A 25,399-nucleotide genomic window follows, 5' to 3' on the forward strand; every position below is an offset into this window, starting at 1 on the left:
ACATTCCAGCTGGAAAAAAGTATCACAGAAACAGAAATACGATGATCGCAGTCCATTATGACCATCTGCGCGGGATGATACCAGTCAAAACAGAACGTTTTCGACTGGTTCACCGGCTGTTCAGCAGGTTACTGAAGGGAGTTAATTATTGGTGCGAAATGCAATCCTGTACTGAATTATCAGGAGCTGTAATTTTCACCAGTCAGAAGTCGATGTGATCTGAAAATTATTCGATTCGGTTAAGAATCAGCAGTCTGAAGTCCATGACCTGACTTCCGGGAATTTCGAGAGCCCGCAGAGTGAGCTGTCCCGTCCCTTTGGTTAAGGTGATTTTTCCCAGTGTCATGGGCTTGAAATCTTTGACGAACGACTCGGAGCGCACGGCGCGATCCTGTGCTGCGCCTACCAGTGGCGGATCGTGGGGCTGAGTGATCTGTCCCTGCAGTTTACTGCCGTTAAAACTCAGCTCCACAGTCGAGCCGATGTCTGCCTGTGGACAGGTATAGTACAGAATTACTTCGTAAATTCCGGCTGTGTCGACTTCGGCATTCCAGGTGATACTGTCACTGATACTGGTCCAGTGATAAAAGTAGGAACAGTTGGGGTGCCGGGAGGAACGTTTGATGTCGCCATGCGAGACAGCGTCGCGGGCTGGCAGCTGTGTGGAGCGTGCGCCACCATAGCCGATTAAAAATGGTCGCGTGTCTTCAGGATAACCGTTCGGCCAGACGGATTGCCTCCAGTCTGTGACCGCCTGCTGCAGTTTTGCGGTGATTTCCGGTTTCTGTTTCGCGATGTTGTTTCGCTGGCCGGGATCGGCGTGCATGTCATACAGTTCCCCTTTGCGAGACAGGCGGTATTGATCGGTGCGGACGCTGACGCGATTGCGCAGACTGGAGAAAATCATGCGCTCCGGCCAGTCTGCTTTTGAGTTTAACATCAATGGTTTGAGACTGACGCCATCAATGGGTTTGGGCTCGGGGCGTTTGATGCCTGCCAGATCAGTCAGTGTAGGGAGCAGGTCGATGGCTCCGGCGATCTGATTGACCTCCTGTCCGGCGGGCAGATGTCCGGGCCAGCGAATGACGAACGGAGAGCGGACGCCTCCTTCATCAAGCGAACCTTTTTTGCCTTTCATATCTCCGTTCCAGCGAACCCCGTTCGGTCCATTGTCGGAAAAATAGATCACGATGGTGTCGTCTGTGATTCTCAGGCTGTTGAGTTTTTTCAGGACGCGTCCCACATTCCAGTCGACGTTCTCACACATGGCGAGGGCGGCGCGCAGGTGATCGGGCTGTTCTCTGTCTGGTTCCCGGTTATGCAGCTTGAGTTGTTTGTCTTTAAAACGATCCCAGTATTGATCGGGCACCTGCATGGGAGAATGGGGTGTGCAGTAGGGGAGGTAAGCGAAAAATGGTTTATGATTCTGAACCTGCTGTTCGATGAACGCCATCGCTTTGTCGGTCAGGTCGTCGGTGATATAGCCGTTCCCTTTTACAAAGGTGCCATTGTGATCCAGCATGGGGCTGAAGTAGTGTCCCCAGTGACCCGAAGTGAAACCGTAGTACTCGTCGAATCCTTTGGCGTTGGGATGGTTGGGATACTGCGTGCCGTTATGCCATTTCCCAAAAGCGCCCGTGGCATAGCCGGCGGCTTTGAAGGCCTGGGCGATGGTGTATTCATCGGAATTGAAACGTTCCTGTCCGGTGGAGACGCCGATAGTTCCAGTGCGGGCATGGTAGCGCCCCGTCAGGAATGCAGCGCGGGTCGGTGCACAGACTGCGCCCACGTAGAAGCGGTTGAACTTCACGCCTTCTTTTGCCAGTGAATCGACGTTGGGCGTGTGCAGATTGGTATTACCGTTATGACTGAGGTCCCCCCAGCCCTGATCGTCGGCGAGGAAGATCACAATGTTGGGATGCGTGGTTGCCTGTGTTGCCGGTCTGGTTTGAGATTTTTTATGAGGTGGGTTTTTATTTTCAGATGCTGTCAGATTACCAGTCAGAATACAGGCCAGCAGGAACAGGGAGAAAAAAGTTTTCATCGAGATGCGCTTTGCTGAACAGAGGATTCGAGATCGCTGATAAACAGACTTCATAATACCGGATGAAGGGGTTCGGATCACGTTTTCGTCGAGAGAAATTAAAAGTTCGTTGAGATTGGATCGACTCTGGTTTGCGGCCTGTTTCTCTTTAAATCGCCTGCTTGACTCTCCGCTTGTATTTTAAAAGCAACAGAACCGATCGTCTGTGATATCCGTTATATTCTGAATTAATTTTGTTCAAGAAATGCCCGTTTCAGCAAAATCCCTGTTTCTGAAGAATTCTGAACTATCGTGAGGGCAGGGGGTCGCGTTGTAATAGTGTAGTACTGGATATTCAGAGAAATGAAAACAGTCTGCAGGTAACAATCGCGTGAAGAAAGCTGCTGCTTTATTGAAGATGTGTGTCACGAACCTGGGGAAGATCTATCCTCATCCCTGGTTTGCGCTGTGCTTTCTGGCGCTGGCAGTCTGCGAACTGATATTGTTGTCATTCCATCCGAACAGCTTCTGGAATAATTCCAGCCTGGTGTGGTATGAAACATTGACGCTGGTGGCGCTCTCTGTTTTAACGTGGGCTTCGTTCAGTTGGATTGTGTGGTGGCTGCTGGCACTCGCTCGATCTACACCAGTGGGAAAAAATAAAGGCGTGGTGCTGTTCTTCTTACTGGCGGTCTGTTTCAGTAGCGGATTGCTGTTTTATGTTTGCAGTTGGGTTTTTTACTGGCGCACCGGTGCGTTTCTGGACTGGGAATCGCTGACCTTTGGCGGCAGTAACCTGCTGATGATGGGACATTATCTGTGGCAGTCAGAACAGACATCGCTGTTGCTGGCCGCAGCAGTTTGTGTGTTCGGTTTCTTTCTGGCTGTTTACGGTTTCAAGCGGCTCCAGCGGGTTTCTGATTCAATTCCGCAGGACTGGTCGAGTGCAAAAATTGGCCGACGCACGGTTTTTTTAACTGTAGAGCTGGTATTCGTGCTGGTACTGATGTCGTCCCTTAATCAGAACAGCATGTTGGCTACGATTGAATGGTGGAATCATGCAGGCCCGGATTGTGATTATGAATTACGGACGCGGTTAAATCCCGTGTTGACGATGACTGTTCAGTCTGCGATGCAGGCCTGGCAGAACGATGAGTTAGAGGGCGAATTGACTGCTGAGGAATCAGGTCCGCTTCGTTCTACGCCTTACGAAGTGAATCAGCGGCTGAAAGACTCTACAGAGCAATATTCCGTGATATATATTGCCATTGAAGCCTTACGCAGCGATGTGGTGTTGTTGAAGCATCAGGGGCGGGAAGTGATGCCTCATCTGAATCAGCTGGCGCGAAAGGGAATGAATTTCACGCGCTGCTATGCACAGAGTACCCATTCGAATTACGCTGACCCCTGTCTGTTCAGTTCGCTGTATCCTCTGCGAACCGCCGGGCACCATTATTATTCCCGTACCGATCCCTGGCCGAAAGTCATGTTGTACGATGTGCTCAAGCAACATGGATACGCGACTGCCATCTATTCTTCACAGAATGAGACCTGGGGGCACATGGATGCGATTCTGGAGAGCCCCGGCCTGGATGTCTTCTTTGATTCGCGCAGCTATGCTGGTGCGACGCGGGTCTCGGAGAAAGATGTCGGCTTTGCTCAGTATGCACAAAAGACGCACGTCGCCGGCAAGCTGGATGATGCGATTACTATGGAGCAGGCCATCGACTGGATTTCCCGCCAGGAAGCGAAGCAGCAGCCTTTTGTGCTGTGTATGAATCTGCAGAGTTCCCATTTTCCTTATGAGCTTCCATCGGGGCAGACGGGGCCGTTCCAGCCGGCGACGATCGATTTTCCTGCTTCGTTTGTTTCTTATCCAAAAGACAAAATTCCGGTGATGCGGAATGCCTATTATAATTCGTTGCATTATATCGATGAGCAGATTGGTAAACTGGTGACGTATCTGGATGCGCACCAACTGCGGGACAAAACGATTCTGGTACTGGCGGGCGACCAGGGGGAGGCGTTTTATGAAAATGGTTTTCCGACACACGCCGGCCCTCCCTTTGAGCCAACGATTCGTACGGCACTGGTAATCGACGCGCCCCACCAGCAGACTACTCAAACGATCGATTACCTGACACAGGCGATTGATATTGTGCCTACCATCTGTGGCCTGTTGGAAGTTCCCGTGCATCCCTGTTTTCAGGGAATCGATGTACTTTCTTCGGAACGCCCTGCAGAAGATCGACGGTTGGCGTTCGTGCATTGTCAGTCGACGATCGGCAAAAGTGACGCTGTCATCAGCGGAACCGGCTGGAAACTGGTTCACGACAGAGAGCAGGAGACGACCAGCCTGTATCATCTGAACGAGGATCCCGGGGAAACAACAGACGTTCTGCAGGAAAAACCGGAGATGTCAAAACAGCTTGCCAGGCTGCTGCAGCAGTGGCGTCGACAGCAGTTACTATACTATCAGAACCCGGCCAGCTACGGCTGGAACTATCCGCCTCGTACACCAAGAGTCCCTGAGCCAGTGTTGCTCAGGGATAAACACGACTGATATCAGAACAGTGCCGTCAGTGGTTTGGAATCATCGAGCAGATGGTAAGGGCGTTCCAGTTTGTCGTAAGCGATGAGGTCGTCGATGCCCATGGCGTGGTAGACGGTGTGGGTGACGTCAGCGGGGGTGACCGGGCTGTTAAGCGGGTATTCGCCGTAACGGTCGCTGGCACCAAAGGTCTGTCCGCCCTTGATTCCGCCGCCCGCGAGGACGTCGGTCAGGCAATGCGTCCAGTGATCGCGTCCGGCGCCTGATATTCCGCCGGAACGGGGGTCGCCGATTTTTGGTTTGCGGCCCATTTCGCTGGTGACCATGACCAGGGTTTCATCGAGCAGACCACGGTCGTTGAGATCTTCAATCAAAGCAGAATAGGCGCGGTCGAATTCGGGGAGCAGATTTTCTTTCAGGCAGTTGAAGTTATTGCCGTGTGTATCCCAACTGCCGGCGCTCTTACATTTTTTCCCCAGTTTGTTGAGGTCCCCTTTCCAGAAAACCGTGATGAAGGGGACTTCCGCTTCGACCAGCCGCCGGGCGACCAGCAGGCTCATACCGTTGATCGTTTTTCCATACCGTTCCATAGTGGCCTGTGATTCCTGTTCCAGGTCAAAGGCGGAGGTGGACTCGGAGGAAAGCAGCAGCGAGAGGGCGCGTTCCTGATGCCGGTTCATGGTGGTGACTTCGGCGAAGCTGTCATAGTGACGACGGGCGGTGTCGAGCTGTTTCAGAAGTGACATGCGTTCGGTCAGTCGATCGGCTGTGACATCTCCTTCGAGCGACATGGCGGGACCGCGCAGCTTGAGTGGTTCTTCGCGGGTTCCCTGAATGTACATGGGGTCGTGTTCAACGCCGATACGGGCAGCAAATTGGCCGGGGCGTGTGTAGGGGGCGCGGCTGGGCATGTGCGGCAGAGAAATCGCGTTCGGCAGACTCTTGTGTGAGGGACGTCGTGATGCAACCACGGAGCCCATGTAAGGCCAGTCGTCCGGCATGGGGGTGCGATTATTGCCGAGTGTGATAAAGGATTGATCGGGAATGTGTCCAGTCAGATTATAATAGTAGCCGGCGTGATGGTCGTTTGTGTTGACGGTTGCACCAACGGAATTGATCACGGCCAGATGGTGTGCCTGTTTTGCCAGCATCGGCAGATGCTCGCAGAGTTGAACTCCTGGTGCGGAAGTTTGAATGGGAGAAAACATCCCACGATAGTTGGAAGGCGCATGGGGTTTCATATCCCACATGTCGAGATGCGAAGCACCGCCACACAGAAAGAAGAGAATGGTAGATTTGGCGGTTTTGCGTCCCGGCGCTGATTGAGTCTGAGGAGCAGACTTAACAGAAGCGGGTTTCCCAAACGACATGCCGGCAAAGCCGAGCCCCGATGCCACCAGAAATTGCCGTCGTTGCATATCTCGTTCCTCTGTTGTGAAACAGGAGTCCGGTATAGACTCAATGGTATCATGTGCAGTGTAAACAGCGCGCGTCTCATATCTGTTGATGTTTATGTTAACATTCTTTCCAATTTAAGTCCAGCACGACCTTTGAATGCTGTCGGGAATTGTTCAGGTCGTTATTATTGGAATAACTGGTAGTTTCAGTGGGGAGAGAGGATCACTGTCTGTTCTCCTTGCATCGTCCATTCATGTGGCCTGTTTTGAGGAAAATCTTCCGTGAATCCCCCGCCAGACCAGCAAGATGGACCGGAAAATTCTTCAGTAACTCTATGATTGTCACACAGACTCCTGCTGCTTATGAAAGGTATTTCATGTCTTTATCGTGTTCCCGAGTCCTGGTTATATTCTTCTGTTTCCTGATGATTTCTGCCGTCGAAGCAGGTGGGAACCCAGACATCAACCAACGGGCGATTGACGAATTGAAGTCGGGAAAAACAGATGTGGCGTATGCATCCTGGTGGGGTTTTCAGCGAGAAGATTCGACAGCGGCGCTACAGGCGGCGATTCATTCCGGTGCGAAAAGAGTGATCGTGGAGAAAATGAACGGGCCGTGGATTGTGACACCGATCCAACTGGCCAGTGATCAGGAAATCGTCTTTGAAGAAGGTGTGGTGGTTCAGGCGAAAAAAGGGGAATTTAAAGCAGCCACCGCCTCGTTGTTTACCGCTTCACTGAAGAAGAATATTCAACTGACCGGCGCGGGGGCGATTCTGGAAATGCGGCGAGCCGATTATGATGCAGCTCCCTATACCAAAGCGGAGTGGCGGAACGGCATCAGCGTGCGGAGTTGCAGCAACGTCACCATTTCCGGGCTGGTGATTCGCGAAACCGGCGGCGACGGTGTGTACCTGGGTGTGGCGAAACGGGGGGTGACCAACCAGAAAATAACGATCAGGGATGTGGTGTTTGAACGAAATTATCGCCAGGGGATCAGCATCATCAGTGCAGAGGATTTGCAGATTGAAAATACCGTGTTCAAAGAGACTTCGGGCACGGCACCGATGGCAGGTGTTGATTTTGAACCGAATCATTCAGATGAATGTCTGGTCAACTGTGTGCTGCGGAACTGTGTCTCCGAAAATAACCAGGGACCCGGTTATCTGCTGTATCTGCCGAACCTGACACGGGATTCAAAACCGGTTTCCATCCGGTTTGAGAACTGTCGCAGTACAGGCAAGGGGAGGGCTCTTTCCGTTACGACAAGAAATAATACACCAGGCAGTGTGACAGGATCGATGACTTTTGAAAACTGTACCTTTGAAAGTGCCGAACAGACTCCGGTGACGTTCCTCGACAAGCCGGCGGACGTCTGTCCGGTCACGTTGAAAAACTGTACGATCATCGGTCCGGAGAATAATGATGCGGCGCTGCCGGTCATTCAGTTTACCGCCCGGCCCGGCGTTGTGGGTAAGATTGGAGGGGTTGCCTTTAAAGACTGTCTTATCAAAGCCGCTGAAGTGCATCCGGTGATGATGTTTTATGATGCCTCGTATCTCTCCGCTGTGGACAATGTCACGGGGACTTTGCAGGCTCAACACAACAATCAGAATGTTCTGTATCGTCTGAATTCAGAGTTAATCCAAAAATGGATGCCAGCAAGTGAAGCGGGGAACATCACACCTTATCAGACAGACATCAGCCGACTTCAGCCGCTGGAAGCAAATCATGAAACCAGTTCGAAGCCACGACGGATGGTGCGTCAGCGTGCCCTGTCGCAGTATCTAGTGTATGCGAAGCAGGGTGAGGACGTTTCCGTTCAATTGACTTATCATCAACTGGCCCGTTATACGGGGGATAAGATGCCTGTGAAAGTGACGGCACCTTCCGGCAAAGTGATTCCGGTCGACTCCGTGCCATTCAAGCAGAGTGCGAACTGCGAATTCACGGCTCCCGAAACGGGCGTGTATTGTATCAGCTGTGATCCGGGGGCAAATTTTGTCACGGTGGACCAGTCAACGCATCCGTTGTGTCTGACTTCGGATGGATCTCCGATTCGTCTCATGGCTGCCACTGGTGATTTCTACTTCCACGTTCCCGCCGGGATCGAAAAGTGGGCCTTGGGTGTGTTTGGCGGCGGTGCAGGGGAACGTGTCAGTGCGACGCTGTATGATTCCACGGGAAAGCAGGTCTGGTCGGAAAAGGATATTAATACTCCGAAGTTATATACAGAAACTCACAAAACGTCCGCAGCAGGAGAAACATGGCGGCTGGTGCTGGACCGTCCTTCAACCGGGGGCTTTGAAGACCATTATGTGCTGTTGGTAGGGATTCCCTCCGTGCTGGCGCTGACGCCCGGGGAATTACTGGTTCCCGCTGTAACTTTTGAGAAATAAGAGTGATCAAGGATAAGCCTGTGGCTTTCACTGCGTCCTTTTGATCAGCAAGGGGGCTTTTGTTGGCAATTCTTTCTGCAGATTCATAACGATTGCACTCCTGGAATGATAACAGAACTTCTGATGAAGAGTTCGAAGTGTGCTTCATGTAAACTCTGATGAACAGGAGTCTCATCTACCAGAGTGTCCACTTTCCCCCGGCTGACCAAAACATGTTGTCGCGATCTGATCCTGATCGATCCACGTTTTCGGGAACACTGCCGTCACTGGTGGAAATGTAGCAGAGCTTTCTCCGAAAAATCGTTTCACCCCTCTGGTTCGAACTTTATAATAAACCCGACCGCCTCTGGGGAAATTTGAATCGATAGCGGCTCTGGTCGATTCCCCAAATCAGAGAGTGAGGCCAGCTAAATTCAATCGCAACAGGAAAGTGAATACTTATGGAACGTAAAGAAACTTCAGAGTTTGATCAGGAAGTTCTGGATCTGTATGACGACTATGCTCATGGACGACTCAACCGCCGTGATTATATTAAAAAGCTCGGGATGTTTGCTGTGGGGGGGATGACGGCAGAAGCTCTGATGGCCAGCCTGAGTCCCAACTATGCCTGGGCAGAACAGGTCAAACCTGATGATCCACGCATCAAGACCGAGACGGTCACCTACAAGTCGCCTGAAGGGGCGGGCGAAATGAAAGGTCTGCTGGCCTGGCCGGCGAAGGGGAAGAAGTTTCCGGCTGTACTGGTGATTCATGAGAATCGCGGATTGAATCCGTATATCGCAGACGTCGCGCGGCGGCTGGCCGTCGATGGCTTTCTGGCGTTTGCACCCGATGCATTGACCCCGCTGGGCGGTTATCCGGGCAACGATGATGACGGTCGTGCGATGCAGGCCAAACGCGATAAAGCTAAGATGACCGAAGACTTTATCGCCGCGGCCAAGTTCCTGGATACCAATCCGAAGTCGACCGGTAAAGTCGGTGCTGTCGGTTTCTGTTATGGGGGCGGTGTGGTGTATGAACTTGCCGTTAAACTTCCCGACGTGATCGACGCAGGAGTTCCCTTCTACGGTCGGCAGCCTGACCTGGAAGATGTGCCGAAGATCAAGGCACCGCTGATGATTCAGAACGCTTCGCTCGACAAACGCATCATGGCCGGTGCGGGTCCGTTTGAAGCGGCCCTCAAAAAGAATGGCAAAACGTTCGAGGCTTTCGTGTATGAAGGGGCCAATCACGGCTTTCACAATGATACGACTCCCCGCTACGACGATGCCGCCGCGAAAAAAGCATGGGAGCGGACAGTGGCCTTCTTCAAAAAGAACCTGGCAGAAAATGACTAACCTGTGATCGATTTCTTCCCCGCTGTCACTTCTGGTGGCAGCGGGGAAGATGCTTTTACTATTCAGTGAATCGCTTTTTCTAATACGTAGAATTCGAAATACCAATTCAGGATATTGATGTTTCCTGTCGTCCGTGTTTTGAATCGTGATTGTAAATAAACCTACTGTATCTGAGATTCTTATCTCGTTATTATTAGATTTGAAACCCATGGAACTTGATTTTGAAGGCGCGGATCTGGGTCGTGCTTATGCCGTATTATCGTCACTGGTGACACCCCGTCCGATTGCGTGGGTGACGTCACTGGATGAGGCGGGCGTCGTGAATGCGGCGCCTTTCAGTTTTTTCAATGTGCTGGGCGCGCATCCGCCGATCGTCGGGTTCTGTCCGGGAAATCGCGAAGATGGTACGCCGAAAGATACCGCGATCAATGTGCGTAAGCTGCATGAGTTCGTGGTTAACCTGGTAGATGAATCGCTGGCAGAGCAGATGAATCAGACGGCAGCCAGTCTGCCATTTGGCGTGAGTGAAGTCGAAGCGGCAGGGATGGAGGTGTTGCCGTCTTCGACAGTCAAACCTCCCCGACTCGCGGCTGCACCGGCGAGTCTGGAGTGTGCGGAATGGGGGACGCTGCAGATCGGCGATAACCGGCTGGTGATCGGGCTGGTCAAGCGGGTGCATATTCAGGATCAGTACTGGGAAGCAGACACGATGCGCATTCGCTCTGAAGAACTGCGGCTGATTGGCAGAATGGCCCGGCCCAGCTGGTACTGCCGCACGACAGATCGATTCGAAATGGAACGACCTCAATAGTCGAACGCCTGGTCTCTCCGATGCTGCGGTGAAGCAAATGTCACAGGAGACGCGACAGTAAAACGGACACCGTCTATATTGTCAGTCCCGATCGTTCCGGCTGGAATAAAATTTCTTCAACTCGAATTTTACTGCCGCCGGCTAAAGCCCGACTGCGTAACTGATCGCCGATGCGATATCCCAGGATTGCGGTACCGATGGGAGTGAGAATCGAGAGTTTCCCCTCTTTGATATTCGCATCCTGGGGATACACGAGAGTGTAAGTTTCCAGTTCATCAGTTTCCAGATCCCGCAGGCGCACAGTAGAGTTCATGGTAACGATATCGGCGGGGATCTCTTCAGACTCGACGATGTGTGCCACCGCAAGTTCGGCGTGAAGTCCACTCAGATAGGGTTTGTTGCCGATCGCCTGTGTGAAATCGCTGAGCAGCAGATTCTGCAACCGCTGGTAATCCGTTTTGGTGATGAAGATCTTCTGCTGAGGCATCGCTGGTCTCCTCTAATATCATGAATCGTCTAAGGGTCGTGTTTTAGACTGTTTCCAGTGTGTTTGTACGTCTCCAGGACCATTTGGCCGAGTAAAATAGAGCCAGAGACACTATGGTTCAAAGTGAAAGGCTCTGGTGTGAGCGGGGATTCACAGAACCTGTCTGTCTTGACTGATCTGTTTCATTGCAAAAAACAGACCAGTCTTTCAAAAGTCGAAGGAATATCGGAGCGACAGAAAAATGTGCTGAATAAACGGAACCTGAAAGAGGCTGCCGTGCAGTTGTGGTTGTGAAATCATCAGCGTATTGAGGCGGCTGTGTGAACTGCCGTTGACAGTCATTGGAAACCGGGGTTGTCAGTTGCGGTAGTCGTTGGCAGACAGTCCATGTTTTTTTAACAGCTTATGCATTCCCTGGCGGGAGAGGCCGGCCTGCTGGGCTGCTTGAGAAATATTACCGGCATATTTTTCCAGCAGGGAGGCGAGGTAAGAGTGCTCGGCGGTTTCGACAGCTTCATTTCGTGAGGCAGTCTGCAAATCGAGAGAGGAAGCTTCCCCGTTTATCTCCTGTCGTCTGAGTTGTTCCGGCAGATCGTTCAGTTCAATGCAATCAGTACGCGACAGGGTGGCTGCACGTTCAATGACATTTCGCAACTCACGAATGTTTCCCGGCCAGCGATACTGCTGAAAGCATTCCAGTGTTTCAGCAGAGAATCCATTAACCGGGGACTTCACAGGCTTGAGTTCGGGAAGAAAATGTTCTGCCAGCTGCAGGATGTCAGTTCCACGCTCACGCAGCGGGGGAAGTTCAATGTGAATCACTCCCAGCCGATAGAACAGGTCCTGTCGAAATCGACCTTCTTTGACTTCGGTTTCCAGGTCACGATTGGTGGCGCTGATGAAGCGGGTATCGACTTCGATCTGCGAGTTCTTTCCGACGGGAGTAAACTTTGATTCCTGGATGGCCCGCAGGAGTTTAGCCTGCGAGGTCAGGGGTAACTCACCCAGCTCGTCAAAAAATGCGGTTCCCTGATGGCAGAGACTAAGCAGGCCGGCCTGGTCTTTCACTGCACCGGTGAACGATCCTTTGACATGGCCGTACAGGACCGACTCGAACAGAGACTCGGGAATCGCCGTGCAGTCGATCACCTGGAAGTTGTGTTTCTTTCGATGGCTGTGCTGATGAATGGCGCGGGCTACCACTTCTTTACCGGTTCCACTTTCCCCCGTGATGAGAACGTTGGCATCGCTTTCAGCCAGGCGATCGATGATTTCCAGTAATTCCATGACAGGCGCACTGTTGCCGATAATCTCCGGGTATCGGTCTGACAGATTGAGCGGTCCACGATCTTCCGTTGTAGCGGGAGGGGGTGTCTTCTCCGTACTGGAAATGGCCCGGCGGACACTGCTGAGTAAATCTTCAAATTTGACAGGTTTCAGCAGATAGTCAGTTATCCCCAGGCGGATACTTTCAATGGCAGAGGGAATCGAGGGGACCCCGGTCACCACGATCAGGGGGATGTGAGACCAGTTGCTGCGCCCGGCACGAAGTAGTTCGAGTTTGAAATTGCCCGGCATATTCAAATCGGAGAGAATCAGATCGAAGGGCTGAGTCTGCAGCGCTTCGAGTGCCTGTTGAGCATTGGGAACGCAGACGCAATCATAACCGGATTTGCGCAGGAGTTCGCCCGTCGTTCTTAAATAGAGTGGCTCATCATCGGCGATCAAAATTCGGTGCTGGGGGCTGTTGGTCATCAGAATGCTGCTATTGTTGAATGTGTTTCAGGATTGCTGGATAAATTGGGGGAAACTGGCAGTGAAGCAGGTCCCGGATCCAGGGGCGCTCATCACGTCAATACTCCCGCCCATGGCTTCGATCAGACTTCGCGAAACAGAGAGTCCGAGCCCCATTCCCTGGCGGGGCGTACTGGTTTTGGTACTGAAAAACGGGTCGAAAATGCGGGGCAGATTCTCTTCCGTAATTCCGGATCCGTGGTCTGCTACCTGCACCTTGACTGTTTCACTATGGGTGCGGACCCGAATGGAAACGGTGCCGCCGGGCGCTGATGCCTGGATCGCATTTTGAATCAGATTCAGCAGGATCTGTTTGACTTCTCCTTCAGGCAATGTGACCTGGATGTCGCCGGTATCGGCTTCCTGTTCGACCCGCACCTGTGCCTTGCCTGCGGCAGGTTCCAGCAGTCGGATGACATCCTCTATTATATTGTCGATCAGGAAAGAAGTGGCGCATTGAGCACTCGGGCGATAGAGCTGATACATCAGATGGGTGATGGAGCTGATTCTTTCAATCTCCCGGTCAATCAATTCCAGCAGTTCGAAATGTTCGTGTTCGGCCGGTACATCTGCTTTGAACAGAGCGAACGCATTCCGAATTCCTGCCAGCGGATTATTGACTTCATGTGCGACTCCGGCAGCCAGCTGTCCCAGTGCCGCCAGTTTTTCCATTTTGCGGCGATTCTTTTCCAGTTGGGTGATCTGTGCGGTCCGTTCCTGTACCAGCTGTTCGAGGTGCGCAGCGTGCAACTTTAACTGCTCACGTAACTGGTTACGTTCGGTAATATCGCGGATGCTGGTTCGAAAGCCCAGATGTTTTCCGTTTCCGTGAAACATCGGCTGCCAGGAGACAGCCATCCAGAGCTCATGCCCTTTCCGGTGGATGGCGCGGAACTCGACGTCGTTTCCGATTTGATCTGCCTGTGCCTGCTGCAGAACCTGTGAAATCTTATCCCGATCTTCCGGGGCGACCATCGGCAGCGGGTAATCGGTCATGGCCAGGCATTCTTCCGGGGAGTAGCCGGTCATCCGTTCGACTGCAGCATTCACCCATAACAGCCGACCAGCACTGGTATGCCAGCTTTCCCAGTCATACGTACAATTGGCAATGGCACGAAAGCAATCGTTATTGAACACATCATCGGTGGGAAGAGTCGTTTTCATAATGGTTATTATACGCTGTTCCACATCGTAACTGATAGAATTCAGCAGGAAAAAAGTAAGTCAGTCTGCAGTCAGCTCGTTTTTCCGGACTGCAGACTGATTGGAATGTGTTTCAGTTCAGATATCGCAGTAAAATAGCGATGAGCGTTACCAGCACGAGAATGAATTGTCCCAGCAGAAATTCCCGGCTGGTCATGAAGTTGACGACTGGTTCACGATGCTGATCTGGCTTGAACGAGAAGTGGGGTTTGTGTGTCATTGCTGGGGTCCTTTCTAAAGCGATTGATTCTGGTATCCCCGCTGAAATGCGTATCGCCTGTCCCCCCGAGTCCTGCAGCATCTTACTCCTCTGTAAATTCGCAGGAAGCTGCAGCGAATCGAGGTTGAGGCTGAGAGATTGTGATGCAATCGGTGTGCCACTTCCGCGTGGCTCGGCCGCCAGTCAGATTTTGAAGCAGCGGTGCGTGGTGCCACATGCGATGTCTGTCCGGGTGAAAAGATCAGTTTCCCTGGTTGATAACTCTGTTCGGCACATGGTTTGCGAATCCAGTCAGGTGAACCGCTCACCATTCGCAGCAGAGGGGCCTGTTACCGCAAGCCTGACTAGACTGCTGGAAACGCATTATGCAATTTACAGCAGAATGGCGACGGAATCTTCAGGTCGCTATCAAACAGGCTGTCAACACGAGTTGCCTGTCTTAAGCGAAAACCGTCAACCCCGGTTGACAGTGAGGGCAGCATCCAGGGAATCGATATCAGCTCATAGAGGGGCAACGTACTCATGTCGAAGATCAATTTGAATCCGCATACGGAATTTTTCAAGTATTTCATTTCTCGAATTGTATCCACGAATCAGAAAATGCTGTTCCACGAACTGAAGCTCGAACTGGATGGGGAGCGGTTATGTGTGCGAGGCAGAACCCCCTCCTATTACGCCTTGCAAAGTCTGTTAAGCATCGTGCGACAATTGTTTGCAGGGAAGAGCAGTAGCACGACCTGCCCGGTTCATCTCTGGATTCAGGTTGGTAAAGAACAGAGGGTATTCGAAGCTCATTTCAAGCAAAGGGAAGAAACAAGATCATGATCAGCGTCAACCCAAAACTGACGATCAATGCTGCCTTTCTGCAGGAGATCAAGGATGACAATCTCCGGCTGTATGGACTGCTGGATAATCTGCGTGCCTGCTGGCTGGTGAATAGTCCCGATGTGTTCCGACCGGAATGGTTCAGTAGACTCATCAGCGATCTGCGCGATCAGGTTGCCATGCATTTTGCGCTGGAAAATGCGTTTGGATATTTTGAAAAACCGGTGAGTTCCGATCCGCTGCTCTCAGCCGAAGCTCAGCGGCTGCATGCTCAGCACGAGGAACTGTATCTGCAAATCTGTTCCATCGCAGAGAATGCCGAAGCGATGCTCTATCCGCAAATGGATGAAGAGGCCTATACCAGACAAGTTGATCTGTTTAGAGACTTCTATCGTGCTTTTCAGGAACACGAATCAGCGGAATTTGATCTGATGGTCAGAGTCTTCTCTGAACAGCAGAAGCAGCAGCGACCGCTGATTTCGACAGACCAGTAAACCGGTTTATAGGGGGAGTGAACAGAAAATTATAAGAATATTCTCAACGGGCGTTATTTCTAATTATCTTATTGTCTGCCAGTCAGCGTTAGATAAAATGGACTCAGACTGTGTCCGGAATTACTGTCACGTCTCCCTGTCCCTTCGGACCGAAAAAATCTATTGAGAGACGTCATGGTGAATTACGACATGCTCTAGTATCCGAGTGACTTTTTTTTCACAGAGGAGAGTTAGATGCGAAACTATGACTTCGAATGTGTCGCACTGCAGACTGATTGCAGCGCTCAAACGAAAGAATTTGTCGAGACTCAGTGGGATCAGGCAATCGACCGGATTGATAACTGGATTCGCACTGTCAGCATTTATCTAACCGACATCAACGGCCCGCGCGGCGGGATCAGTAAACGATGTCGAATCGTCGTGCATACACAATCGGGTGCGCCCGTGATTGTTCAAGATACCCAGGAGCGGATTTCCACGGCGATTACGCACGCCATTAAACGGGCCGCCCATACACTCAAACGACAGGTGGCAAAAAAACGTGACAAAAAACGTCAGCCGTTACATGCGATTACCGAACCGCTGGTGGAAATGGATGCGGAAATGTGACGGGTGATTTCTAACTGAATCAGATTCTTCGGGTGCGTCAGTCTTAAGGGGCTGACGCACTTTTTTTATTCGCAAAAAAACGGCTGCTCTTTACGAACAGCCGTTTGTCATTTGCAGGAACCCGGTTCGACGAACCGGATATGCATTTATTTAATATTCGCCGATGACTTTGCCATCGTTGATCAGTCCCAGGTACTCATAGGTTTCCGAGCTGATATTTTCACTCAGAAAGCTGATGCGTCCATCACCGAACAGGAAGTGGCAACCGCCGACGTGTGCACTGCTGGCGGCACCATCGGTTGCGCCTGCATTGTTGATCAGGAAGTTGCCGTTCGCGGAAGTTCTCAGACCATTGTCAGAACGGGTTCCGCGGGCACCGATCCAGATACCACCATTGGCGGCTCCCTGGGTGGTCCGTTCTCCGGCGAGAAACGAGTTGCTGGCACCGTCGGTAAAATCACGGAGACTGTTTCGAGAGTTTCCGTAGAACGCACCTTTGTAGGTGGTCGTTGCACCGCCGGTGATAGGGCCGTCGCCGTCCCAGTCGGTTCCCACAACTGCCAGGTAATTGGATTTCCCGTAGGAACCGCGGTCGGAGTTGATACCGCCCATCGGGTCAGAAGGACAGATAAAGGCGGGCAGAATGGTTTTTGCCAGGGTGGTTGTGCCCACGGTGGCAGTGGTGTCGTCCAGCCAGTGCACGCCGGCACCGTTGCCGGTGGCACCGAACATGCGTGTGGAAATACTGTTGTATAAGTTGGCCTGATCCATGAAGGGGAGAATATAGGTTCCCCAGGCGATGCCCAGCCCGTTGGTGGCTCCTAGGTTGGGTGCACCGCTGGACAGACCCTGGTACATCATCGGGAAGACACGGTGTGTATCATGGTAGTTATGCAGCGCCAGACCGATCTGTTTCAGGTTGTTCTTGCATGTACTGCGACGTGCTGCTTCGCGAGCCTGCTGAACGGCGGGAAGAAGTAATGCAATGAGGATGGCAATAATGGCGATCACAACTAAAAGTTCGATCAAAGTAAAGCCGCGTTTCTCGTTCCGTTGAGTCATTCTCATAATAAGTACACGTTCCTTTAAAATAGAGGTTAACAAGCACAACCCAAGTGCTCAATCTGTGCTCAGAATGGGTAAAAAAAGAGGAACTGTTTCATCTGCCGTGCTGATGAAGTGCTCCGGAAATGTGCGTTACCAGTGCGGTATCAATCTGAAATAATCATCAAAGCTCAAAGCGGCTGATGGAATGGAACCCGTGCGACTTTAACAGGGGCGTCCCCACCTGGTCGAACCAGCCTGCAGGAATTGCAAGATTGCGAATTGGAACCTGAAGGCGGCCTGGGGTGGCTGGCAGACTTCGCCCTGAATCGAATGCTGTTCCCAGCAAGGCAGAGCGATCAATCGCTGCGGCACTCAACGAGCCGTTCATAAATAAGTGTAGTTATGTGTATTTTGGAAGGAGCTTAGCACTCCAGCTACCAATAAAATCGTACGGAAATAAAATCATTTACCGATAAATTCTTAATTTGATCAAAATATCTTAAAGATCGGGTGTAGAGGAGAGAGAAGAGTGGCGTCAGGTTCACTGGTGGTGAACGCGTACACGTGGGGTGTAAGAGGTTTGGGACTGGTATGCTGTGACCTGGCCAGCAGGGGGTTGAAGTAGCGAGGAACACGAAAACTAGTGATGCTTCGCTTAGTCTATGAGAGACTGACTTCGTTGCGTCTGACTAAAATAGTGAACCTCCTGACGCTCGGGCCAGATCGAGTTTCTATTCTTGAGGATTCTTTCAATGCAAGATTCCGTTGAAACTGCTTGACCCTACGGAGCTTTCATTGCCGGTGGCTTCGTTTTGAAATCGCTTTCAATCTTGCATTTCGGCAGGGCTTTTTGCAGGTCGGCAATGCCTTGAGAGGTGACTTTGGTTTCTCGGAGATCGAGATTCTCCAACTTCTTCAAACTATAAAGGTGTTGCAAACCTGCATCGGATACGGGCGTTAAATCAAGTCTCAAATCCCGGAGATTCTTTAAGTCCTGCAGATGCTCAAGCCCCGAGTCAGTGATCTTGCAGTTGGTAAGATCCAGTTTGCTGAGGCTCTCATGCTTAGTAAGTTGTTCCAGCCCTGTAGTCGTGATTCCTGTGCTTGATAATGTGAGAGATTCTAATTGCTTCATGCCTTGCAGGTGTTTCAATCCCTCGTCCGTGATTTTGGGGACAAGATGAGCAAAAAGTTTCTCCAGTTTTGTCAGACCTTCAATGTATCCCAGACCTGTATCATCGACTTGTGAATTGAAAGATATATTTAGTGAGGTCAGCTGTTTCAAATCCCCCATGGCTTTCATACCCGAATTGGTAATGGCCGCACGGTTCACATCAATGGTATGCAATCTCGGCAGATCCTTGAGGTGACCAAGTCCTTCCCCTGTGATCTTAGTTTTTGACAAACGTAAAACTCTTAAATTCTGGAGCCCCCTGAGATGTAAAAGTCCCTCATCTGTGATGTTTGTGTAATCCAGAAATATTTCTTCTAAATTTTGCATCTGCCTGAGATATTGAAGTCCTGTATCACTGATTGATGTAGACTCAAGAAATAAGTACTTGAGAGTTTTCAGCTTTGCCAGACGTTGCAGATCGTGGTCTTCGAAACTCGCATTCTTCAGGCTTACAGAATTAAATATTACAGGCTCGGTTGGCAACTCTTCGATCTTGTAATTTAATTTAAAGCCGATGCCAATGCCTCCACCCATTCCAATCACCCACTCAGCAATCTCACGGTCAGTCATGGGTGAGTCGCTTGTCATGATTGGCTTCGTTTCGAAATCGCTGACAATTTTGCAGTTCGGCAGGGCTTTTTGCAGGCTGGCAATGCCTTGGGGGGTGACTTTTGTCTTTTGGAGTTCAAGAGTCTGCAACATCTTCAGGCCGGAAAGATGTTTCAAGCCTTCATCAGTGATTGGCGTTGAATCTAAACTCAATACCTTTAGATTCTTCAAGTCTTTGAGATACGCAAGGCCGGAATCAGCTATCTTGCAGTTACTGAGACCGAGTACAATCAATATCTTTAGACCGTGAAGATGTTGCAGGTCCACATCACTGATTGACGTTGATTCTAAACCCAATATCTTTAAATTCTTCAAGTCTTTGAGATGCCCAAGGCCAACACCGTCGATTTGTGTATTAGTGAAAGATAACTTCTCAAGCTGTTTCATGTCTTTCAATTGCTCTACACCAGAATTGGAAATTGCGGTGCTGCCAACATAAAGAGTTGTCAGGCTTGGCATGTTCGAGAGGTAACCGAACCCCTTATCAGTAATTTGTGTACCGATTAAACTAATATAGTTTAACGGGATGTCTTTCAGATATTGAAGTCCCGTGTCACTAACGAGAGTATTTTCAAGATTCAATTTCGGTAGGGTTTTCAATCCAGCCAAGCGTTTCAGATCGTCGTCTTTCACGCTCGTGCCTTTTAGGTCTAAAAAGTTGATGACAAACGGTTCGGTTGGCAACTGTTCGATCTTGGTGATACTCTTACCGCCGGTGTTTACCCACCCGCCCATTCCAATCACCCACTCGGCAACCTCACGTTCAGTCATGGGTTTTTCGCTTGCGGTGGATGGCTCAGTCACCTGTAACTCATCATCCACCTTCACCCATTTGGCACCGACGATCTTGCCATCATGGCCATTGCCGGAAGCGTCTTTGAGAATATCTCCGCTGCCTTCGTCGAAGTGGTAAAGAGCCAATGTGTTTTTGTCGGTTTCAAAGTGGTCCGTTGGTGTGAAGTCCTCGGTGTAACGGGCGATGTTGGAAAAACGCACTTCATCGATGGAGCCTTTGATTGGAGGGCCTTTATACCGATTTCCAATGGTAATGAACTCATCTGTATGAATATTTGATCCAGTGAAATTCATTTCTCCTTTTTTGTGACCATTCACATAAATTTGTGCAACATTCCCTTTGTAAGTGACTGTGATATTGGTTCTTTTCCCAAATTCGACTTTGGAATTGGTTTGCAGCACTTGGAATTGACCATTATTCGAAACACTCGTAGACCATTCTTTTTCTTTTCCCTCAGCTTTTGAATAACCGATACCGAAGCTGGTCAAACTGGAACCATTTGCAATAAACCTTAGTGGTCTATTAGAATTCTCATCAATGGTGACCCATGCTTCGACTGTCAAGTCGCCTGCTGTTTCATGTTTCAGAGGTAAAACGACACGATCGGAATCGTTTTGGAACCGTAATGCAGAATGCGATTTCGCTGGGGTACCCGCAGATGGCATCTTCTTCTCAGCCACTGCCAGCGGAACCATACTACCCTGCAACTCATCTTCCACCTCCACCCATTTGGCACCGACGATCTTGCCATCGTGTCCGTTGCCGGAAGAGTCTTTCAGCACATCACCTGTGCCTTCATCGAAGTGGTAGAGAGCCAGTGTGTTTTTGTCGTTTTCAAAGTGGTCCGTTGGTGTGAAGTCTTCGGAGTAGCGTGCGGTGTTGGAAAAACGTACTTCGTCGATGGAACCTTTGAAATTCTGGTTTGACACCCATCCAATGGAAAAGGGCCCATCTGTTAGGATATCTAATTCTTTGAAATTCATCTTTCCTTTTTTGTGACCATTCACATAAATTTGAGCAACATTACCTTTGTATGTGACTGCAATATTGGTTCTTTTCCCAATTTCGACTTTGGAATGGCTAGGCATAAGTCTGAATTCACCATTATTCAGAATGGTCGAACCCCATTGTTGATTATCTCCCCTACTCGATGCAAGACTGAGAAAGAGACCATGCCCTTCTTTAACATTTGTAATATAAGTTGATGGTTGATTAGAATTCTCATCAATGGTGACCCATGCTTCGACTGTCAAGTCGCCTGCTGTTTCATGTTTCAGCGGTAAAGCCACATGATCGGAGCGGTTTTGGAACCGTAATGCAGAATGCGATTTAGCTGGAGTACCCGCAGATGGCATCTTCTTCTCAGCCACTGCGAACGGCACCATTCTAACCTGCAACTCATCATCCACTTTCACCCACTTAGCACCAACAATCTTGCCATCATGTCCGTTGCCGGAAGAGTCTTTCAGCACATCGCCTGTGCCTTCATCGAAGTGATACAACGCCATTGTGTGCTCATCGCTTTCAAAGCGATTCTCTGGTGTGAAGTCTTTGGTGTAGCGGGCGACATTGGAAATGCGAACTTCATCAACAATGCCGGGGAAGAATTCGGCGCCGTCTCTATGACAACCGATAAAAAAAGACTCACCTGGATAAAATTCTTTTAAATTAATTTCACCGTCGGTTTCAGAATATGATCCATCAGTGTTTCTTTTCATACGCGTTGTATTCAATTTTTTTCCATTCAGGAACAGACTCAATCGCTTTCCATCATAGCAGACTGCAGCGTGAAATCCTTCCGATGGTATTGGTATGTATTCTGTTCTTAGAAACTCGGCATATCTATCTTTTTTATTTTGGTCGTTCTCAACATATATTTCGAGTTTCACTCTTCCTTTCACTAATTTGACGTTTAGATTCAGGGGTAATCTCGCCAGCCCAACCGGGGAATCCGGCCATTTACTATTTCTCGAGTCTCGCGGGATTATAAACGCCTCCAGCGTCAGCGGATGGTTAGCAGTATACTTCGGTAGGTTTACCGCAACGTAGTTCGTCTTCCCATCAAACTCCAATGCATAGTTACTATTTTGGGAAGGGGGTATTTTCTCAGCCACTGCCAACGGTTCCAACCGAACCTTGATCGTCTCTTTGCCACCCGCTTTTACAATGAACTGTTTTGTGAATGTTTCGAATCCGCCTTTGGTCACTTGTAATGTATGTGTCTTCTCATCCGCCACCACTTCAATCGGCTCTGTACCTTTACCCGTCTTGATGGTGATTTTCTGTTGCTCATCAACGGAAACCACCGCCCCCGCCAGTTCGGGCTGGTCGACTTCCAGAATGATGGTCCCTGCCGCAGTGTCTACTTTCAGTACGATTCCAGCTATTAAAATGAGTGAAGCCAGCACAACGCCCGCAATAATTCCACCCCGTTTTCCGATGGACTGCTTTCGCTTTGCTAACGGTTGATAGCTGGTGCCACCCAGCGTGTGATTCAAAAAGCCAGAAGTGAGGCTCTCATTTTGAGTATCCGTCAACGGTTTCTCTGCCTTCATGGCATCCGCTGACATGACAACAGTTGGACTGGATGCCATACGCTGTGATTGCAGAAACTTGTGTAACTCTGGATCGGATGGCTCTGTCGCAACAGTCGAGGAAGACTTCATCTGAATACAATTGTCAATGGCGACAATGACTTCACTCATCGACTGAAAACGATCTTCCGGCTTCTTGGCAACCATCTTCTGAAACACGGCATCCACATCCTGAGAAATGAGGATGTGCTTGCCTGTCAGGGTAGGGATGGGGTCGTTCTGATGAGCCATGATTCGGTTGACCATGGTGCTTCCACGGTAAACTGATTCCCCTGTGAGCAGGTAATACAGCGAACACCCTAAACTGTAGATATCGGAACGGGCATCGGCTGTGTGCGTATCCTTTGCCTGTTCGGGAGCCATGTAATCGACGGTGCCCATCACTGAGCCATCTTGTGTCAGCTGCGTCGCTGGAATCTCGTGGGCTTCGTCTTCAATCCGAGCCAGCCCCATGTCCAGAATTTTGATGGTGCCATCGTTGTCCAGCAACATATTGGCGGGTTTAATATCGCGGTGAATGACACCTTTGTTATGGGCAAACTCCAGGCCCTTCGCCGCCTGCAGAATATAATCGACGGCGACATCAACCTCCAGCACACCCTGTTTTTTCACAACCGCTGAAAGGTCAATCCCTTCCACATACTCCATCACAAAGTAATGCACGCCATTGGCTTCATCGGCATCATAAGCGGCAACGATGTTGGGATGGGTCAGCTTGGCGGCTGCTTTGACCTCACGATGGAATCGCAGGATAGACTGTGTATCTCTGGTCATCGCAGCGGGCAGAGTTTTGAGGGCGACTTGCCTTTCCATACGACGGTGTTCAGCCAGGTAGACGTCCCCCATTCCGCCAGCACCGATTTTATCCAGAATGAGATAATTGCCCAGCAGCAGCCGGTCGCCTTTGCCCTGATAAACCAGCTGGACTTGTAGCTTGGTGACTTTTTTGTGCTTCACCAGCAGCTTGCCCAGCTCTTCGGCAGACTCCGCTGCAGGAGATTGCGACTGTTGAAAGGCAGTGATCTCCACAGCGGAGATAACACCACTTTCATCCAACTGAGATATAAATTTTTCCAGGGTTATCGACATCGCTGGCGCACTAGCACGAAAGTGAACTGAACAAATGGGTTACGTATAGCTACTCTACTGAAATCATTGATTAAAACAAAGCTTTATTTACGGCATTATTGTGCATTAAGGACCTGTTCGCGATACTGGACAGAGTGCGTGTATACGAATGTTCTGAATTTCAGGGTTGTCTATCATAACCTGAGGATGAGTGCTCGAATCCTGTTGTCGCTGGTGGAGCCTCTCATCAGGCGTTATTTTAAGGCTCTCCGTTACTGCGTCTACCACCGCGGTATCCCTTCGGAGAGGAGGAGTAGAGCGAATAAACGGTGCAACATCCTGCCCTGGGGACCGCGATCAAACTCCAGGACAGACCTCGGGAAAAGGAACGATTCCTGCACCTGACACTGATTTTGCTCTCACACAGAATTGCTGTTTCATTCTTGTTCGCAGCCCTTACACTATCTATTAGTGAGTCAAATTTTTTTTCGTATGGTTCTCAATGAATCATCGTATCACCGCGTGTTATGGATGTCAGGAAGAGGTTATGCATTTCACTTATCAATTGACCGTGCTGTTCGTCGTGCTGGCCGTGGGGCAAACCTGCCTGGCCGAAAACTATCCTCAGTTCCGGGGCGCGCATTCCAATGCCGTCTCTGCCACGCCGCTGCCCGTCAACTGGTCGGATGAGGCAGGAGAACAAACCAATATTCGCTGGAAGAAGCCCCTTGAAGGCGAAGGCTGGTCGCAGCCCATAGTCTGGGACAATCGCGTTTACATGACGGCTGCGGTGCCCTCCCATCCAGTAAAGAAAAACAGCGCCCGGCCGGAATCCAATAGGGGTGATTACAGCCGCGATCGTAACGATCTGGTTAACGTGTTGTATCAATACCAGGTCGTCTGTCTGGATGCTGCCAGTGGTGAGACGCTCTGGAAGAAGACAGTGAAAGAAGGTAAGCCGCCGTTGAAGCGGCACAACACCAACACCTATGCCACGGAAACGCCGGTCACAGACGGGAAGCGCATATACGCGTACTTCGGCATGAACGGCGTTTATTGTCTCGACCCGAACGGCGACGTGTTGTGGCAGAAAGATCTGGGCGTGTATGAGATGCGGGCCGGCTGGGGCACGTCGAGCTCGCCGGTGCTGTTTGAAGACAGGCTGTTCATTCAGGTTGATAACCAGGAGCAGTCGTTCCTCGTGGCCCTGGATACGAAAACCGGAGAGGAAATCTGGAAGGTCAACCGTGATGAAAAGTCTCAATACAGCAGCCCCATGATCTGGAAGAATTCGTTGCGGAATGAACTGATCGTGGGGGGGACCGTCTATCGTGCTTATGATCCTGCGACGGGAAAGTTACTCTGGACGCTGGATATGAACAAAGGGCGTTCGTCGGCGACCCCTGTTGCCGTCGGCGATCGGCTGTTCATCGGCAATGAACTGCGTAATCGTGGCGGCGATGATGACGGAGGCGGGCGGCTTTACTCCATCAAACCGGGTGGCGCGGGTGATATTACTCCGCCGGGTGACGTCAGGCAGGGAACGTTCGTGGAGTGGCGGATAGACGGTTCCGGCATTCAAATGGCGTCGCCTACTTATTTAGCTGGCAACCTGTATTTCTTCGAACGTCGCCGGGGCATCATTCGTTGTGTCGATATGGAAACGGGGCGTCTGGAATACGAAAGCCGCGTTCCGGGAGCCCGCGCGTTCTGGGCGTCCCCCTGGACCGACGGCAAACATCTCTTCGCGCTGGATTCCAACGGCAACACCCACGTCATCGCGGCCGGTGACGAACTGAACGTGGTGGCCGTCAACAAACTCGACCAGCAGGCCTGGGGCACCCCCGCCATCGCCGACGGCAGCATCTTTATCCGCACCGTCGACAACCTGTATTGTATTGATGCAGGTCGGTGAATGGGGGGATTGGTGAAGTGATCTGATTCCTTTTCTACACTGACTG

General features: G+C 50.7%; 17 protein-coding genes. 8 read left to right on the forward strand and 9 right to left on the reverse strand.

Annotated features, from left to right (window positions below):
* Positions 1-226: 226 nt before the first annotated feature.
* On the reverse strand, positions 227-2,044 hold the full coding sequence (locus tag GmarT_RS08810; RefSeq protein ID WP_002644762.1) for an arylsulfatase: 1,818 nt from the start codon (positions 2,042-2,044) through the stop codon (positions 227-229).
* Positions 2,045-2,414: 370 nt separating this feature from the next.
* On the opposite strand from GmarT_RS08810, the gene GmarT_RS08815 reads away from it, so the two are divergent.
* On the forward strand, positions 2,415-4,586 hold the full coding sequence (locus tag GmarT_RS08815; protein WP_149302553.1) for a sulfatase-like hydrolase/transferase: 2,172 nt from the start codon (positions 2,415-2,417) through the stop codon (positions 4,584-4,586).
* A 2-nt stretch (positions 4,587-4,588) separates the two neighbouring features.
* Here the strand turns inward: GmarT_RS08815 and GmarT_RS08820 are convergent, their stop codons facing one another.
* Positions 4,589-5,992 (reverse strand): DUF1501 domain-containing protein, encoded by a 1,404-nt coding sequence (locus GmarT_RS08820; RefSeq protein WP_002644760.1) that lies wholly within the window; start codon positions 5,990-5,992, stop codon positions 4,589-4,591.
* Between the two features lie 356 nt (positions 5,993-6,348).
* On the opposite strand from GmarT_RS08820, the gene GmarT_RS08825 reads away from it, so the two are divergent.
* The 3 genes from GmarT_RS08825 (at position 6,349) to GmarT_RS08835 (ending at position 10,518) form a co-directional block, all read left to right on the forward strand.
* Positions 6,349-8,370 (forward strand): right-handed parallel beta-helix repeat-containing protein, encoded by a 2,022-nt coding sequence (locus tag GmarT_RS08825; protein WP_052301220.1) that lies wholly within the window; start codon positions 6,349-6,351, stop codon positions 8,368-8,370.
* A 440-nt stretch (positions 8,371-8,810) separates the two neighbouring features.
* A complete protein-coding gene (locus GmarT_RS08830; RefSeq protein WP_002644758.1) occupies positions 8,811-9,707 on the forward strand; it encodes a dienelactone hydrolase family protein in 897 nt (298 codons plus the stop codon).
* A 208-nt stretch (positions 9,708-9,915) separates the two neighbouring features.
* Complete coding sequence (locus GmarT_RS08835; RefSeq protein WP_002644757.1) at positions 9,916-10,518, forward strand: flavin reductase family protein; 603 nt, start codon at positions 9,916-9,918, stop codon at positions 10,516-10,518.
* A gap of 73 nt (positions 10,519-10,591) precedes the next feature.
* Here GmarT_RS08835 and rnk read toward each other — a convergent pair whose 3' ends face one another.
* The 4 genes from rnk to GmarT_RS29435 form a co-directional block, all read right to left on the reverse strand.
* Positions 10,592-11,005, reverse strand: a complete 414-nt coding sequence (gene rnk / locus GmarT_RS08840) for a nucleoside diphosphate kinase regulator (protein ID WP_002644756.1) — start codon at positions 11,003-11,005, stop codon at positions 10,592-10,594.
* Between the two features lie 357 nt (positions 11,006-11,362).
* On the reverse strand, positions 11,363-12,760 hold the full coding sequence (locus tag GmarT_RS08845) for a sigma-54-dependent transcriptional regulator (protein WP_002644754.1): 1,398 nt from the start codon (positions 12,758-12,760) through the stop codon (positions 11,363-11,365).
* Between the two features lie 27 nt (positions 12,761-12,787).
* Complete coding sequence (locus GmarT_RS08850) at positions 12,788-13,963, reverse strand: two-component system sensor histidine kinase NtrB (protein ID WP_002644753.1); 1,176 nt, start codon at positions 13,961-13,963, stop codon at positions 12,788-12,790.
* A 112-nt stretch (positions 13,964-14,075) separates the two neighbouring features.
* Positions 14,076-14,222 (reverse strand): hypothetical protein, encoded by a 147-nt coding sequence (locus tag GmarT_RS29435; protein WP_155367898.1) that lies wholly within the window; start codon positions 14,220-14,222, stop codon positions 14,076-14,078.
* Positions 14,223-14,744: 522 nt separating this feature from the next.
* Between GmarT_RS29435 and GmarT_RS08855 the strand changes: the two genes are divergently transcribed.
* The 3 genes from GmarT_RS08855 (at position 14,745) to GmarT_RS08865 (ending at position 16,150) form a co-directional block, all read left to right on the forward strand.
* Positions 14,745-15,047 carry a hypothetical protein gene (locus GmarT_RS08855; RefSeq protein ID WP_002644750.1) on the forward strand — a complete coding sequence of 101 codons (303 nt, stop codon included), beginning with the start codon at positions 14,745-14,747 and terminating at the stop codon, positions 15,045-15,047.
* The gene (locus GmarT_RS08860) at positions 15,044-15,541 is read left to right on the forward strand and encodes a hemerythrin domain-containing protein (RefSeq protein ID WP_002644749.1); all 498 of its coding nucleotides are present in this window, start codon (positions 15,044-15,046) and stop codon (positions 15,539-15,541) included. The genes GmarT_RS08855 and GmarT_RS08860 overlap by 4 nt, the downstream gene beginning before the upstream one ends.
* A gap of 234 nt (positions 15,542-15,775) precedes the next feature.
* On the forward strand, positions 15,776-16,150 hold the full coding sequence (locus GmarT_RS08865) for an HPF/RaiA family ribosome-associated protein (RefSeq protein ID WP_002644748.1): 375 nt from the start codon (positions 15,776-15,778) through the stop codon (positions 16,148-16,150).
* A gap of 150 nt (positions 16,151-16,300) precedes the next feature.
* Here GmarT_RS08865 and GmarT_RS08870 read toward each other — a convergent pair whose 3' ends face one another.
* The 3 genes from GmarT_RS08870 to GmarT_RS08880 all read right to left on the reverse strand — a co-directional run bounded on the left by GmarT_RS08870 (position 16,301) and on the right by GmarT_RS08880 (position 23,459).
* Positions 16,301-17,218, reverse strand: coding sequence for a DUF1559 family PulG-like putative transporter (locus GmarT_RS08870; RefSeq protein ID WP_002644747.1), 918 nt, complete (start codon positions 17,216-17,218; stop codon positions 16,301-16,303).
* Between the two features lie 160 nt (positions 17,219-17,378).
* On the reverse strand, positions 17,379-17,585 hold the full coding sequence (locus tag GmarT_RS08875) for a hypothetical protein (RefSeq protein WP_002644746.1): 207 nt from the start codon (positions 17,583-17,585) through the stop codon (positions 17,379-17,381).
* A gap of 393 nt (positions 17,586-17,978) precedes the next feature.
* On the reverse strand, positions 17,979-23,459 hold the full coding sequence (locus GmarT_RS08880; protein WP_081459399.1) for a protein kinase domain-containing protein: 5,481 nt from the start codon (positions 23,457-23,459) through the stop codon (positions 17,979-17,981).
* Between the two features lie 526 nt (positions 23,460-23,985).
* Between GmarT_RS08880 and GmarT_RS08885 the strand changes: the two genes are divergently transcribed.
* The gene (locus GmarT_RS08885) at positions 23,986-25,353 is read left to right on the forward strand and encodes a PQQ-binding-like beta-propeller repeat protein (RefSeq protein WP_002644744.1); all 1,368 of its coding nucleotides are present in this window, start codon (positions 23,986-23,988) and stop codon (positions 25,351-25,353) included.
* Positions 25,354-25,399 lie beyond the last annotated feature (46 nt).

Origin of the sequence: Gimesia maris, from assembly GCF_008298035.1 — a bacterium.
Taxonomy (GTDB): domain Bacteria; phylum Planctomycetota; class Planctomycetia; order Planctomycetales; family Planctomycetaceae; genus Gimesia; species Gimesia maris.

Bases quoted from the DNA above. Each gene is read 5' to 3' on its own strand.
- GmarT_RS08860 (WP_002644749.1), top strand. From the start codon at position 15,044: ATGATCAGCGTCAACCCAAAACTGACGATCAATGCTGCCTTTCTGCAG.
- GmarT_RS29435 (WP_155367898.1), bottom strand. From the start codon at position 14,222: ATGACACACAAACCCCACTTCTCGTTCAAGCCAGATCAGCATCGTGAA.
- GmarT_RS08825 (WP_052301220.1), top strand. From the start codon at position 6,349: ATGTCTTTATCGTGTTCCCGAGTCCTGGTTATATTCTTCTGTTTCCTG.
- rnk (WP_002644756.1), bottom strand. From the start codon at position 11,005: ATGCCTCAGCAGAAGATCTTCATCACCAAAACGGATTACCAGCGGTTG.
- GmarT_RS08885 (WP_002644744.1), top strand. From the start codon at position 23,986: ATGCATTTCACTTATCAATTGACCGTGCTGTTCGTCGTGCTGGCCGTG.
- GmarT_RS08880 (WP_081459399.1), bottom strand. From the start codon at position 23,459: ATGTCGATAACCCTGGAAAAATTTATATCTCAGTTGGATGAAAGTGGT.
- GmarT_RS08830 (WP_002644758.1), top strand. From the start codon at position 8,811: ATGGAACGTAAAGAAACTTCAGAGTTTGATCAGGAAGTTCTGGATCTG.
- GmarT_RS08870 (WP_002644747.1), bottom strand. From the start codon at position 17,218: ATGAGAATGACTCAACGGAACGAGAAACGCGGCTTTACTTTGATCGAA.
- GmarT_RS08845 (WP_002644754.1), bottom strand. From the start codon at position 12,760: ATGACCAACAGCCCCCAGCACCGAATTTTGATCGCCGATGATGAGCCA.
- GmarT_RS08835 (WP_002644757.1), top strand. From the start codon at position 9,916: ATGGAACTTGATTTTGAAGGCGCGGATCTGGGTCGTGCTTATGCCGTA.
- GmarT_RS08875 (WP_002644746.1), bottom strand. From the start codon at position 17,585: ATGAACGGCTCGTTGAGTGCCGCAGCGATTGATCGCTCTGCCTTGCTG.
- GmarT_RS08855 (WP_002644750.1), top strand. From the start codon at position 14,745: ATGTCGAAGATCAATTTGAATCCGCATACGGAATTTTTCAAGTATTTC.
- GmarT_RS08810 (WP_002644762.1), bottom strand. From the start codon at position 2,044: ATGAAAACTTTTTTCTCCCTGTTCCTGCTGGCCTGTATTCTGACTGGT.
- GmarT_RS08865 (WP_002644748.1), top strand. From the start codon at position 15,776: ATGCGAAACTATGACTTCGAATGTGTCGCACTGCAGACTGATTGCAGC.
- GmarT_RS08850 (WP_002644753.1), bottom strand. From the start codon at position 13,963: ATGAAAACGACTCTTCCCACCGATGATGTGTTCAATAACGATTGCTTT.
- GmarT_RS08820 (WP_002644760.1), bottom strand. From the start codon at position 5,992: ATGCAACGACGGCAATTTCTGGTGGCATCGGGGCTCGGCTTTGCCGGC.